The organism is Pseudomonas matsuisoli (genome assembly GCF_014647635.1).
Lineage (GTDB): Bacteria > Pseudomonadota > Gammaproteobacteria > Pseudomonadales > Pseudomonadaceae > Pseudomonas_P > Pseudomonas_P matsuisoli.
This window is the reverse complement of record NZ_BMPO01000001.1, coordinates 164,814-178,868: the sequence shown is the minus strand read 5'-3', so window position 1 is coordinate 178,868 and position 14,055 is coordinate 164,814. Positions and strand designations below refer to the sequence as shown.

The following is a 14,055-nucleotide window of genomic DNA, read 5'->3' as shown; positions in this document are numbered from 1 at the left end:
GCCATCGTAGCAAGTTGTGGTCCAGTAGCCGGTGTCAGTACACATCCCGTACATAGCGCTTCTGCTGAGCCATCGTGCGCAGGTATTCGGCGGCGCGGGTCTCGTCGACTCCTGCGTGGAGGCTGATGGCTTCGCGCAGGGCCTTGTCGACGTCCTTGGCCATGCGGGTCGCGTCGCCGCAGACATAGAGGTGGGCGCCGGCGTCCAGCCAACGCCAGAGTTCGTTGCCCTGTTCGCGGATGCGGTCCTGAACATAGAGCTTGTGCGTCTGGTCGCGGGAGAAGGCGAGGCTCAGGTGTGTCAGCAGGCCGTCATGGTGAAAGCCCAGCAGTTCGTCGCGGTAATAGAAATCCGAAGCTTCATGTTGCTCGCCGAAGAACAGCCAGTTGCGTCCCGTATCGCCACGCGCCCGACGCTCCTGGAGAAATGCACGGAACGGCGCGACGCCAGTTCCTGGGCCGATCATGATGACCGGTGTATCACCCTCTGGCGGACGGAAATCACGGGTGGGCTGGACGAAAATCGAGACTGGATCGAACTCTGCCCGATCGGCCAGGAAGGTCGACGCCACACCCTTGCGCGCGCCGTAGCGCACGGCCGAGACGGTCAGATGGACCTGATCGGCGTAGGCCTTGGCACTGGATGAAATCGAGTAGAGCCGAGGCTGCAACGGCTTGAGGCTGGCGAGCAGAGTGTTGGCGTCCAGTTCTGTGGGATAGGTGTGCAGTACGTCCGCCAGCTGTCGGCCCCAGAGCCAGTCCTTCAGCCCGACGGCATCACTCAGGCGCGCGCGCAATTCTTCATTGCCACTGCGCTCGGCGATCAGCGCAAGGCTGTCCGTGCTTGGCCGGGCAATTTCGTAGTGCCGGCTCAACGCTTCACGCAGCGACACGTCGCCGACCTTTGGCACGTTCACGCAACGCTCTCCGTCGAGGCGACCGTTCTGAAGAATTTCATCGACCAGATCGGGGCAGTTACGGGGCCAGATACCCAGCGCATCGCCTGCCTCGTAGGTCAGCGCTGTGCCGTCCAGATGCAATGCGAAGGCGCGAGTGTCCTTGAGTGAACCTTTGGCGTTCAGACGAAGATTACCGACGAGCCGAGAAGCGAAAGGGCGCTCTTTCGAGATGCCTTTCTTCGGCGAGTCGACGCCGGTTGCTAGCGGTTTTGCGGAACGTGTTATCGAGGGATCCAGAACGGCTGTCAGCCGCTCGAACCAGCCTTGCGCCGGGCCTTCGAAATCGCCGTCGCAGCGCTGGCAATCGAGTAGGGGCGCTGCACCGCGCTCGGCGAACGCCGCGTGCAGATTGCCGCCATGACGGCAGAATTCATCGTAGCTACTGTCGCCGAGGGCGAGCACGGCATAGCGCAAACCGTCCAGGCGACAGGCGCTGGCGCTGAGCGATTCCCAAAATGCCTGCCCATTGTCTGGCGCATCGCCGTCACCGAAGGTACTGCTGAGGAGCAGGACCGTGCCGGCGTTCACGAGACGTTCGACAGGGTAGTCCGCCATGCAGTGGCTCTGGGCGTTGAGCCCTGCGGCACCAAGATGGGTGACGAGGCGTTCGGCAAGTCCTTCCGCATTTCCGGTTTGCGAGGCCCAGAGCACGGCTATGCTCGGTGCGTCATCTTTGAGCGGTATGGCCTCGGCATACAGTCCGGCAAGCAATCCATCCAGCCAGAGTCGGGTTGCCGGCTCGATTGGCGCAGTGGCCGGCAGGGTCGGAATGCCAGGAAGCTGCCGCGCGTGGGCACCATCGATGAAGCCCGCCATCCAGGTTCGTTCGGCTGCGGTGAGCACGGGGCGTGGCTCATCCGCAATGTCGAGTGTCGTGGCCAAGGCGTGCAGCGGAGTGGTCGCGATTGCTTCCTGGGGTATTGTCGTGGGCAGGAATTGATGTTCGAGCAATTCCACCTTCATCAGGCTGATCGCACACACCTTCAGTTCTGGTTGCTGTGACAGCGGATCGACTGCGTCACTGGTAATGGCGTTGATGGCGAGGTTTTCGCCGTAGAGATCATTCCAGTGAAAGGGCGCGAACGCGTTGCCCGGCTGAACCCGGTCGCTGACCTGAACGGGGAGCACTGCACGGCCACGCCGCGAACGCACTTCCAGATACTCGCCAGTTTTCACGTTCAGTGCGTTCGCGTCCTGCGGGTGCACTTCGATAAAAGGCTTGGGGTTGAGCTTGTTGAGGGTGGCGATCTTTCCGGTCTTGGTCAGCGTGTGCCATTGATGCTGGAGCCGGCCGGTGTTGAGCAGGAACGGGAAGTCCGTATCAGGTAGCTCCTTCGCGTCCATGTGCGGGCGAGGGAAGAACTGCGCCTTGCCCGACGCCGTTGCGAAATTCAGCGTCGGCGTCGCGCCATTTTCTTCCAGCCGCAACAACTGACTGGTACCGGAGTTGAGGTAGCGGATTGGATGCCGTACTGACTCGTCGCCCGGCGCGGACGGCCACTGCACGGGCGCCTCGCGCAGGCGCGAATGACTGACACCGCGGATGTCGTAGCCCGTCACCGGGTTCCAGAAACCCTTGATCTCCTCGAACACCTCGGCAGCGGACGCATATTCGAAGCCATGAAAGCCCATCGCGGTGGCGACCCTGGCGATGAGCTGCCAATCAGCTAACGCCTCACCCGGTGGCGCTACCGCTTGGGGGGCGAGCGTCATGTTGCGCTCGGAGTTGATCATCACGCCGTCCGCCTCGGCCCACAATGCGGCGGGGAGTAGCACATCGGCATGGCGATTGGTTTCGGTGTCGAGGTAGGCGTCCTGGGCGATTACCAGTTCGGCCGTCTGCAAGGCTTCGATCACTGTGGCGCGGTTCGACACGCTGGCGACCGGGTTGGTGCAGATGATCCAGCAGGCTTTGATGAGCCCCGCTCGCATGTTCTCGAACATAGCAACGGTGCCTTTGCCCAGGCGGGTGTGCAGCGTGCCCGCCGGAATCTTCCAGGCCGCCTCCACGAACGCGCGGTCCGTCTCGTTCAGGACCGAGCGCTGGCCGGGCAGGCCCGGGCCCATGTAGCCCATTTCACGTCCGCCCATGGCGTTGGGTTGGCCGGTCAGCGAGAAGGGGCCGCTGCCGGTGCGGCAGATCTTGCCCGTGGCGAGGTGCAGGTTGCACAGCGCGTTGGTGTTCCAGGTGCCATGGGTGCTCTGGTTGAGGCCCATGGTCCAGCAGCTCATCCATTCTCCGGCTTCGCCGATCCATTGCGCGGCCTGGCGGATAGCGCTTTTGTCCAGCCCGGTCAGTGCGGCGACTTTCGCGGGGGTGTAGTCCGCAAGGAAGGCTGGCATCGCCTCCCAGCCTTCGGTGTGACGAGCAATGAAGTCTTCGTCGCAGTGGCCGTTTTCCAGCAATAGATGGAGCAGGCCGTTGAGTAGGGCAAGGTCGGTTCCGGGTCGAATGGGCAGGTAAAGGTCGGCCTTGTCGGCGGTGGCAGTACGGCGTGGGTCGACGACGATCAACCGTGCACCGGTTTTCACACGATCCATCATGCGTAGGTAAAGGATGGGGTGACAGTCCGCCATGTTGGCGCCGCTGACGAAGAACAGGTCGGCGTGATCGAAGTCGTCGTAGCCGCCGGGAGGGCCGTCTGAACCCAGCGACAACTTGTAGCCAGTACCGGCGCTGGCCATGCACAACCGGGAGTTGGATTCGATGTTATTGGTGCCGATGAAACCCTTTGCGAGCTTGTTGGCAAGGTATTGCGCTTCCAGCGACATCTGCCCGGACACATAGAGCGCGATGGCGTCCGCACCGTGCTCGTCGAGAATGTCGCGCAGGCGATTCGCGGTTTCCGAAATGGCTTCGTCGAGAGCCACGGGCAGAGGATCGCCACCGCGCACACGGCGAAGATAGGCGTGCTCCATGCGACCACTATCGGCAATGGGCAGGTGACAGGTGCTGCCCTTGGTGCAGAGCCGGCCGAAGTTGCTGGGATGTTGTTTGTCCCCGCTGACCTTCACGACGCGGTCGTTCTCCACATCCATGACGATGCCGCAGCCGACACCGCAATAGGGACACACGCTTTTCACTGTCTTCATGCCGGCCTTCCAAAAACGTAAAGCAGAAACGCAAAAGGCGCCGTCCACGTTCCGTTCGAAAAAACAGAAGTGGTACGGCGCCTTTGTCGTGAAGAGGGCGATCCATTGGGAATCGCTGCAACGGCTGTTTTGCAAGTGGCGAGCCAGAGGGCGGAAGGCAGACTGCGAGAACCTGTTCATGATCGCGTGGACTGAAGTCTTGGATAGCTAGGCATATGTGTATGTGGGAGCGGGTCGGGCGGCGATCCGTCATGCCCGCGATGCGGTCTCAAGCCCATTGATGCCTGGCCTGATCAGTTCCTTTCGCGGGCATGGCCCGCTCCCACGGTGGGTATATGCACCGGATGATGCGCATGTCTGGGGAAAGATAGGTAAGGAGCTTCAGGAGGTCTTGGTGGCCAGTTTTTTGGGTCGAGCCGCCCCGTTTTTTGTTCACCTTTGGTGCAAGGGCCGGATCATCTGCACGGTTTTGGTTTGTCGCGAAGGTGTCTGTTTCACTGCCAATCAACGGTGCGAGAAGAGCTTGAAAGCGTTTGAACGCTCGCGTTCCGGGCCTTGTGGCCTGTTTCTAGCAGGGGCACTCGGTCGTTGGCATGCCCGGTGCAAAAGCTATGGTGCAGCGGTTGATTCCACGAACGAATCCCGCTGCCCACATTGCAGATAAAGAACAGGCAAAGGCGCCTGGACCGTCACTCGGTCCGGGCGTTTTTTTTGCACCGAAGAAAACCGTGAATGGCTTAGCCGAGGTCCCCCATGAACAATTACCTCGCCACTTCGAACGACTTGCCCACCCTGATCGTGGTAGGCAATGGCATGGTCGGGCACCACTGCGTCGAACAACTGGTCGCACGCGGTGCCGGTGAGCGTTACCAGATCCATGTATTCGGCGAGGAGCCATTGCGTGCCTACGACCGCGTGCATCTGTCCGAGTACTTCGGTGGACGCGATGCCGAATCGCTCGCGCTGGGGGAACTGGCGCTCTATCACACACAGAACGTGCATCTGCATCTGGGCACGCCGGTGGTGGAGATCGACCGCGAGCACAAGGCGGTCATCACCCGAAACGGGCGCATGACTTATGACCATCTGGTATTGGCGACCGGCTCCTATCCCTTCGTGCCGCCCATCGAAGGCGCGGAGGGCAATTCGCGGCTCGTCTATCGGACGCTGGAAGACCTGGACCTTATCCGTGCGGCAGCCAAGGGGGCCGTGCGCGGTGTTGTAGTTGGTGGCGGCCTGCTTGGCCTGGAGGCAGCGAACGCGCTGAAGTCACTGGGGCTCGAGGCGCATGTCGTCGAGTTCGCGCCGCGACTGATGCCGGTGCAGTTGGACGATCAAGGCGGTGCCGCACTGAAAGCGCAAATCGAGAGCATGGGTGTGCAGGTGCATCTGTCGAAAGCGACAGGTTCCATCACGGCAGGCGAGATCTATCGCTACCGCATGAATTTCGCAGGCGAGGATTTCCTGGAAACGGACCTCATCGTGTTTTCAGCCGGCATTCGCCCGCAGGATGCACTGGCGCGTCAGTCCGGTCTGGGCCTTGGGCCGCGTGGCGGCATCGCCATCGACAATGCCTGCCTCACCAGCGATCCAAGCATCCATGCCATTGGCGAATGCGCGGCATGGAACGGCGGTATCTTCGGTCTAGTGGCGCCGGGGTATCAGATGGCGCGTGCCGTCGCAGCCAGCCTTTGCAGTGAGGATGCCGAAGCGTTCACCGGCGCGGATATGTCCACCAAGTTGAAGTTGCTTGGCGTGGACGTCGGCTCCATCGGTGACGCCCACGGCGCAACGCCCGGTTCACGCAGCTACCGTTTTATCGACGAGGCGAAATCGAGTTATCGCCGCTTGGTGGTTTCGGCGGATGGCAAGACCGCATTGGGCGCCGTGTTGGTTGGCGACAACAGTTATTACGACACCTTGCTGCAATACGTGCAGAACGGTATCGCGCTGCCGGCCGATCCTGCGGGGTTGATTCTGCCTCGGGGCGAAGCGGCGCCGGCACTGGGTGTCGATGCGTTGCCGGCGACGGCGACCATCTGCTCTTGCCACAACGTGAGCAAAGCGGCCATTTGCTCGGCCATCGACGAGGGTTGCAGCGACCTTGCCGGAATCAAGTCCTGCACCAAGGCCGGTACCGGCTGCGGCGGTTGTTCGGCCTTGCTCAAGCAGGTGTTCGAGCACGAGCTGACGGCGCGCGGCGTTGAGGTCGACAAGAGCCTTTGCGAGCATTTCGCCCATACCCGGCAGGAGCTGTATCACCTTGTCCGCGTCGAAGGTGTCGAGACTTTCGAAGAGCTGCTGGCCAAGCACGGCAAGGGCCATGTCGGCTGCGACATCTGCAAACCTGCCGTGGGTTCGATCCTCGCATCCTGCTGGAACCGCCCGATTATGAACCCGTCGCTGGTGCCGCTGCAGGACACCAACGACACCTTCATGGCGAACATGCAGAAGAACGGGACCTACTCGGTGGTGCCGCGTATTCCGGGCGGTGAGATCACCCCGGACAAATTGATCGCCATTGGCGCGGTCGCGAAGAAATACGACCTCTACACCAAGATTACCGGCGGCCAGCGTATCGACCTGTTTGGCGCACAGCTGCACGAGTTGCCGGATATCTGGGGTGAACTGATCGAAGCCGGTTTCGAGACGGGCCATGCCTATGGCAAGTCGCTGCGCACGGTGAAGTCTTGTGTCGGTAGCACCTGGTGCCGTTATGGCGTGCAGGACAGCGTCGGCATGGCCCTACGCCTGGAAGATCGCTACAAGGGCCTGCGTTCACCGCACAAGATCAAGTTCGCGGTCAGCGGTTGCACCCGCGAATGCGCTGAAGCGCAGAGCAAGGACGTCGGCGTCATCGCTACCGAGAACGGCTGGAACCTCTACCTTTGCGGCAACGGTGGCATGCGTCCGCGTCATGCCGAGCTGTTCGCCACCGACCTCGATGACGAAACCCTGATCCGCTACATCGACCGCTTCCTGATGTTTTACATCCGTACTGCAGACAAGTTGCAGCGTACTTCCGTCTGGCGCGAGTCGTTGGAAGGTGGGCTCGAGTACCTCAAAGCCGTTGTCATCGAGGACAGCCTGAGCATCGGCGATGAGCTGGAAGAGCAGATGCAGATGGTTGTCGATCGCTACGAATGCGAATGGGCCAACGCCTTGAAGGACCCCGAAAAGCTCAAGCGCTTCCGCACCTTCGTCAATGACAAGGGCAGCGATCCGGATATTCATTTTGTCAGCGAGCGCGGCCAGCGCCGTCCAGCCACGCTCCATGAACTTAAGCTCGTACCCGTGACCGAGGAAACCGCCTGATGAACATGCTCGCTCAGAAAACCGAACCTATGGCCTGGCAGCCCGTATGCCGACGCGACGACCTGGTTGCTCATTCCGGCGTTGTCGCGCGAGTGGGGGATGCGCAAATCGCGCTGTTCTACCTCCCCGATCAGGCCGAGCAGCCGGTGTACGCGTTGGATAACCGCGACCCCAAGTCAGCCGCCAACATCATCGGTCGCGGGATCGTCGGCCAAATCTGTGGCGATCTCGTCATTGCGGCCCCGCTGTACAAGCAGCACTTCCGATTGAAGGACGGCTCCTGCATGGAGTTTCCAGAGCAGCGCCTGCGTGTATGGCCGGTACGTTTGAACGGTGATCACGTCGAGATCGCGGACAGCCCGGTCTAGCCCCTTGCGTGTTTTTTAGTGAAGCCGACGAGCTCCCATGAGCATCGGCCCAGGTTCGCCCATCCGTGAATGTTGTCCAGAGGATTAACCCATGTCGTATCTAGTGCCAGCCGAGTTTGCCAACAAAATGGTGGATGCCGGCGAGTCGAAAATTTTCATGTCCACCCGCGATACGCTGATTCGCGCGTACATGGCTGGGGCGATTCTCGCGCTGGCCGCGGTGTTCGCTGTCAGCATCACGGTGCAAACCGGCAGCCCACTCGTGGGCGCGATGCTGTTCCCGGTGGGGTTCGTGATGCTTTACCTGATGGGGTTCGATCTGCTGACCGGCGTGTTCGTGTTGACGCCGCTGGCGTTGTTGGACAAGCGACCGGGGGTGACACCGGCGCGCGTACTGAGAAATTGGGGCCTGGTGTTCGTCGGTAACTTCGCCGGTGCGCTGACCGTTGCGTTCATGATGGCGTACGTCTTCACCTTTGGCTTTTCCACCAGCCCTGGCGCGATCGGCGAAAAGATCGCGGGGATCGGCGAGGCGCGAACGCTTGGTTATGCGGAGTATGGCGTTGCCGGTTGGATCACCATTTTCATCCGCGGCATGCTCTGTAATTGGATGGTGTCCATGGGCGTCGTGGGCGCGATGATTTCGACGTCCGTCAGCGGCAAGGTCATCGCGATGTGGATGCCCATCATGCTGTTCTTCTTCATGGGCTTCGAGCATTCGGTGGTGAATATGTTCTTGTTCCCGTCCGCCATGATTCTAGGCGGCGATTTCTCCGTATCCGACTACATGATCTGGAACGAGATTCCGACCGCGCTCGGCAATCTGGTCGGCGGGCTAGCGTTCACCGGGCTGACGCTGTACGCCACGCACGTCCGTACGGCCCCCAAGCGCGAGCTGATCTAAGTCCGACGCGAGGCGCAGTAGGGGATGACAGGGCAGCTCACGGTCTCGGTCGGCCAGCATTCTGACCGGGGCCGCAAGGCGACGAATCAGGACTTTCATGGGGTGCTGATTCCGCCTGAGCCGCAGCTCACGACGAAGGGGATCGCCGCGGCCTTGGCCGACGGGATCAGTAGCAGCGACGTGAGCCAGATCGCGAGCCAGGCGGCGGTCGGCGCGTTTCTGGACGACTATTTCGCGACGCCGGAAACCTGGTCGGTGAAGAAATCCGGCCAACGCGTGCTTGCCGCCACCAACTCATGGCTGCATGCACAAACCCGACAGAGTCAGTATCGCTACGATGCGGACCGTGGGTACGTGTGTACCTTCAGCGCGTTGGTTGTGCGCTCCACCACCGTGCATCTGTTCCATGCCGGAGATGCACGGATTTACCGTATGCGCGATGGCGATCTAGAGCAGCTCACCAACGACCATCGTTTGTGGGTCTCACAGGACAAGAGTTATCTCAGTCGTGCCATGGGGATCACCGCCACGCTGGAGATCGATTACCACGCGTTCCCGGCGCAGGCTGGCGATCTCTATCTCATCACCACTGATGGCATTCACGAGTACGTAGCAGCGAAGCGGCTGCGAGAACTGCTTGCGGTTGATGAAGATCTGGACGCACTGGCGCGGAGCCTCACGTCACTGGCCTACGCAGCCGGCAGCGACGATAACCTGACTGCCATGATCGTGCGTATCGATTCGCTTCCGAACCGGCAGGCTCACGAAGCCCGTCAGCAAACGGTCGGGTTGCCGATTCCACCAGTGCTGGAGGCGCGGGCCGAGCTGGATGGTTACCGCATCATCCGCACGCTGCACGCCAGTGCACGGAGCCATGTCTACCTCGCCAGCGATAGCGAATCGACAGAACTGGTAGTACTCAAGGTGCCGTCTATCGACCTTGCGCACAGTGGCGAGCACCTGGAGCGTTTCGGTTTAGAAGAATGGATCGCACGGCGCATCGACAGCCCCTACGTCTTGAAAGCGGCGGAGCAGGGCCGAACGAGGCGCTATTTATACGGCGTTTTCGAATACGTCGAAGGGCAAACGCTGGCACAGTGGATGATCGATCATCCCAAGCCGCCGATGGAAAAGGTGCGCGACATCATCGAGCAGATCGTCCGCGGGTTGAGAGCTTTTCATCGATTGGAAATGCTTCACCAGGACTTGAGACCCGCCAACATTCTGATCGACGCCTCCGGCACGGTGAAGCTCATCGACTTCGGAACTGCGCACGTTCCTGGCGTCACGCAAAATTCCGCGGTCAGCGCATTGCCGCCTGGTGCGGCGCAATACGCTGCGCCGGAGTACTTCCTAGGAGAACCCGCGTCCGAACGCTCGGATCAGTTCTCGCTTGCGGTCATCACGTATCAGATGCTGACTGGGCGGCTGCCTTACGGCGTGCAAGTCACACAATGTCGAACCGCGGCTGCACGACGGCGACTGCGATATCTACCTTTGGGGGCCGGTAACGGTGACATCCCGGAATGGATCGACGATGTACTGAGGAAAGCGCTGCATCCGCTTGCGTCTCAACGCTTCGAAGCGCTTTCCGAATTCACGTTCGAGTTGCGCAACCCGCGACCGGCGGGACTGCAGCGCGTCAGTCGGCCCCTTATCGAACGCGATCCCGTGCGCTTTTGGCAGGGCGTCTCACTATTGCTAACCGTCGCGCTACTCGCATCGTTATTGTTGAGGTGATCCCGCGCGATCCCTTGTTTTCAGACCTTCGCGACTGCAACGACTGGATCAGGAACTGTGCACCGACGCCGATTGATCGCGCGCGGTTTCCATGTCGGAGACCCAATTCACTTTGGGAAAATTGCGGTGAAACCCAGCTGGCATCGGCTCGATATGACGGTCGCGATAGTTGTAGAACACGAACCCGCATTTAGCGAACGCGATGAGCGTTTCCGTCTCGGGCCGGGTGATGCGAAAAACGATGTCCCCGCCATATTTGTTCAGGTCCATCAGGCCAATTTCGAACAGCAGCCGGTCGCGAACGAAGGCTTCGGCTTTGTAAACGGTCGCCAGGTCCGTGACCATGGTGCCCACGCCTTTCTCGTTATCGGCGCCTTCGCGAATTCCGTAATAGAACATGAAGCGCGTCCGTGCTTCGGAAATCATTGCGATCATCGCCTGATTGCCGAGGTGGCCGCTGCTGTTGATGTCGGTGCTACGTACCGTTTGATGGGTCTTGTAGAAAAGTTGGTCGGACGGAATGTCCAGCGAGATGCGGGCCACGTTCTGTACTCCTATTGCCGAGTCTTTTATTTGACGCTTGACGAGAGAGTAGCAAGCGGAGCGTATAAGTCGCGTTCTTTTCGTCAGATTACCGCCGGTTTAGAGCGTTTACGGGGTCGGGCCACCCTTTCGCATGGGGCACAAGCGGCTGTAGGAGCGGGCTTGCTGGCGATCGCTTTTATATAGACGCCACGTCAGCGCCCTGTTGGACGCTGATCGCCAGCAAGCTAGCTCCTACAACGGCGCGGCGTTCTATCGCCCGTCATCCGCAAATAGTTACTTTCCAGCGCCCGGCAACAGCGTCAGGCGACGCGTGCCGTAAACCTTGTCCATCGCTGCCGGCTGGAATGGGAAGCTCATGTACTGACCCTTCATCCAGTTTTGAATGCCGTCGTCATAGTGAGGGCTTGCCGGGTTTCCCGACTGCCCAGTGCTGTTGAGCCCCATCATCGGTTCGGCTAAGCCGAAGTCGACGATCATGCGCATGGACGGAACGAGCCAGGTATCGAAACCCTGGCCCCAGTGATAGGCCGATGTATTCAGCGTGCTGTGATCGCCGCCGGCCTGATAGGGACCTCTATCCAGATAGCCCTGAATCGCATTGACCGATGCGCGTTGTCCGGCGTCGAGGTAAGGCGCTAGACGTGTCGTTTCAGTCGTCCATCGGTATTGATGCAGCTTCCCCCATTGCCAGGCTTTGCGGTCTGCGCCGAGATTCGCTTCAAGGTATTCGATGCATGCGGCAAGGCTTCGAGCCAGAATTGTAGGCTTGTCTTCCTCCCGCGGAGTGCGGGTGTCGTTCCAGAAGGGGCTGTCTTCACGTCCCAGCAAGTGGTCGGCCTGCGCGGAGTAGGAGATATCTGCCATTTCCACGAAGGCTTTCCAGGTCGGCCCGTCTTCTGGGCGCAGTTCATCGAGGAAGGTCTGTTTCGCGCTTTCCTGCAAGAAGGCGCTGTAGATAGCCGCATCTGCCGAGCTCGCAGCCATCTGTCCATCGAACGCCAACAGTCGTTTCAGCGCCTCGTCCGCTTTGACGCGTTGCGGCGCCGGCAGTGCATCGATGGAGCGACGTAGCGAGCTGGCCATGGCGGGATCTTCGAGCATCGCTTTTAGCTTCTTGGCAAAAAGCGTCGTCTGGTCGTATTGCATGGCGACGGTACTGCGGGTGTCCTGCTTGCTGCGACCCGCGAGCTCAGCAATACGCTCGGCGCGCTCCGGGTAATACCAGGAGTTGGACAGTTGCACCCCATAGCCGCCCTTGACCGTGCGCTGATTGGCGGTCGCCAGCCAGCCTTGCGGCGGGTCGAGGTCATAGGGATGCAGCATCGGGTCAGCATAGCCGTCCCAGCTGTAGCGATCGGTCCAGCCAGGGGAGGGGATCAAGCCACGGCCATCGCGACGGTTTGGATAGCGGCCACTGACTTGCCACCCGACGTGCCCGGCATCCGCAAACATCAAGTTGAGCGCAATGGAGCGGACTTCCCGGGCCGAATCGAACGCCTGATCGACACTCTTGGCACGGCTGAGATCGAACAGCGCGTCGAGTGTCTGGTCCGCCTCGTTCTGGATCGAGCGCAGCGCGAGGCCATATCCGGAGCTGGCCGGTAGCGGCTGTACGCCTTGCTTGCGTTCACCCAGAGCCGCGTTGAGTAGCGGGCCGTTGCGGGTCTCGTAAACCTTCTCTTGAATAGGACGCTGGCCTTTCACAAGATAGGTCTCCTGACGTTCGCGAGCGGCGATCCATTTGCCATCGGCGAGATAAAGGGTTCGGCCGTTCTCGCGTTTGACCTGTTCCAGGAAAATATCCTGATTATCGCCCATCACCATGGTCATACCCCAGGCCAGGTGGCCGTTGTAGCCCGCGACGATCGCGGGGATGCCGGCGACCGAAACGCCCGCTGCCTGGTATTTGGGCGAGCGAATCTGTACGAAATTCCACAGTGACGGCATCGCCAGTGGCAGGTGCATGTCATTGGCAAAGAGGCTCTTTCCGCTACGGGCGTTGCTGGGTTTGATAGCCCAGCTGTTGGATGCCGCAACACCTGACATATGAAGGTCCGCAACGCTCGCGAGCGTTTCCGTGAGCGCGTCCACCCCTGCCAGGTTGCCGGTGAGATTCAGATTCTTGAGTTTGTCGGCTTCGTCGAAAGGCAGCTGCTCGTCAGGATAGGTCGGCATCAGCCAGGCCAGCTTGTCCGCTCCGACCTTTTGCGCCAGCGTCAGCGACGCGAGCTCTTCACGTAGGTTGGTCGCCAGGCCGAAGTTGATCAGCGCAAACACCAGTGCGGAATCTTCTGGCTCCCAGTACTCGATCTTTTGGCCCGATTGCGCGAGGTCCATGGGCAGCTTGTTGCGATATTGAAAGATGTAGGCGTTGACGCCCCGTGCATACACCTCGAAGAACTGCTTCAAGCGCGGCGAGGCATTGCGGTACATCACCTCGGCGCTGCTGCGTAAATTGACGGTGCGCATGAACCGATCGATATCGAGCACGCCCGGCCCGGCAGTTTCTGCCAGCCGCCCTTGGGCTAGCGCGCGCATGCCGATCATCTGGCTCAAGCGATCACTCGCATGCACATAGCCCAATGCAAATAGGGCATCGTGAAAGTTGGGCGCCTCGATCAGCGGCATCCCCATCGCATTGCGTCGAACGTCCGCTCGCTCACCAATACCCTGGATGCGCGCCGTACCCTCCGTAGGTGCGACGCTTTCGCCGTAACGCTTATCCAGCAGGCTTTCACAGCCACTGAGCAGTAGGAACGCAGAAAGGCTGGCGCTAAGGCCTAGCCAGGCGATGGGGCGGAACGTACACGAGGGCATGCATCGAGCTCCTTCAGGAGAGGGCGCGCGGGAGAGGAAACATTACGGTTATTGCATGAGCGGGCGCCATTCGTGAAGACGCAGAAGGCGTCCGCCGGGGCGTTCTAGATCTGGCGCCGATCAGGCGCCGTGGCACTTCTTGAATTTCTTTTCGCTGCCGCATGGGCATGGATCGTTGCGGCCCACCTGCTTCAGCGGATTGCGTACCGGCTCTTGCGGGCCGTGGTTGCAATGCGGGCCATGTACGTGGTGGTCGTGATCGTGGTCATGGTTGCAGTCGGGGCCGTGTACGTGAGGGTGTTGGGACATCGAAA

General features: G+C 60.6%; 8 protein-coding genes. 4 read left to right on the top strand and 4 right to left on the bottom strand.

The genetic code is table 11. From position 1 onward, the window contains the following. Positions 1–34: 34 nt before the first annotated feature. On the bottom strand, positions 35–4,051 hold the full coding sequence (locus IEY47_RS00790; RefSeq protein ID WP_188981241.1) for a bifunctional nitrate reductase/sulfite reductase flavoprotein subunit alpha: 4,017 nt from the start codon (positions 4,049–4,051) through the stop codon (positions 35–37). Positions 4,052–4,804: 753 nt separating this feature from the next. On the opposite strand from IEY47_RS00790, the gene nirB reads away from it, so the two are divergent. The 4 genes from nirB to IEY47_RS00770 all read left to right on the top strand — a co-directional run bounded on the left by nirB (position 4,805) and on the right by IEY47_RS00770 (position 10,378). Beyond that, positions 4,805–7,366: a nitrite reductase large subunit NirB gene (gene nirB / locus IEY47_RS00785; RefSeq protein WP_188981240.1), complete on the top strand. Its 2,562-nt coding sequence runs from the start codon at positions 4,805–4,807 to the stop codon at positions 7,364–7,366. After that, a complete protein-coding gene (gene nirD, locus IEY47_RS00780) occupies positions 7,366–7,734 on the top strand; it encodes a nitrite reductase small subunit NirD (RefSeq protein ID WP_188981239.1) in 369 nt (122 codons plus the stop codon). Before nirB ends, nirD begins: the two co-directional genes overlap by 1 nt. A 91-nt stretch (positions 7,735–7,825) precedes the next feature. Continuing rightward, a complete protein-coding gene (locus IEY47_RS00775) occupies positions 7,826–8,638 on the top strand; it encodes a formate/nitrite transporter family protein (protein WP_188981238.1) in 813 nt (270 codons plus the stop codon). 24 nt (positions 8,639–8,662) lie between these two features. Continuing rightward, entirely contained in the window at positions 8,663–10,378 is a 1,716-nt protein-coding gene (locus tag IEY47_RS00770; protein WP_188981237.1) for a bifunctional protein-serine/threonine kinase/phosphatase, read from the top strand. A gap of 48 nt (positions 10,379–10,426) precedes the next feature. Here the strand turns inward: IEY47_RS00770 and IEY47_RS00765 are convergent, their stop codons facing one another. The 3 genes from IEY47_RS00765 to IEY47_RS00755 form a co-directional block, all read right to left on the bottom strand. After that, positions 10,427–10,921, bottom strand: coding sequence for a thioesterase family protein (locus IEY47_RS00765; protein WP_188981236.1), 495 nt, complete (start codon positions 10,919–10,921; stop codon positions 10,427–10,429). Between the two features lie 276 nt (positions 10,922–11,197). Then, entirely contained in the window at positions 11,198–13,741 is a 2,544-nt protein-coding gene (locus IEY47_RS00760; RefSeq protein WP_188981235.1) for a penicillin acylase family protein, read from the bottom strand. 120 nt (positions 13,742–13,861) lie between these two features. After that, positions 13,862–14,050: an SEC-C metal-binding domain-containing protein gene (locus tag IEY47_RS00755; protein ID WP_188981234.1), complete on the bottom strand. Its 189-nt coding sequence runs from the start codon at positions 14,048–14,050 to the stop codon at positions 13,862–13,864. Between the last annotated feature and the right edge of the window lie 5 nt (positions 14,051–14,055).